1 protein-coding gene is annotated in these 236 nt (G+C 50.0%); it reads right to left on the bottom strand.

Annotated features, from left to right (window positions below):
* Positions 1-220: hypothetical protein (locus tag B4920_RS30250; RefSeq protein ID WP_216820147.1), on the bottom strand; the 220-nt coding region annotated here is incomplete at its 3' end.
* Positions 221-236: the final 16 nt, after the last annotated feature.

Here is a 236-nt window from a genome sequence, read left to right as displayed (position 1 = left end):
CCTCCTCGGATAATTCCCTTACCGCACGCAACATATAATCCTGCATAGTTGCACTGCCATGACGAACCAAGCGACCGACTCGAGTCTCACGCAGCGCTATCTCAGACCATAATGTTTGCATTGCATTTGCCACACCCAGGGCATCAAAGTTCCACTGACGCAGCAGACCTCTGTGTTGACTATTGTCTTTGTGGGTAGCCCTGAATTCGTTGTAGACCATGTGAGGGTGACTAAAG

It is taken from the genome of Zoogloea sp. LCSB751, assembly GCF_002028455.1.
Taxonomy (GTDB): Bacteria; Pseudomonadota; Gammaproteobacteria; order Burkholderiales; family Rhodocyclaceae; genus Zoogloea.
Note: the sequence above shows the minus strand (reverse complement) of the source record. Positions and strands in the feature narration are given on the sequence as shown.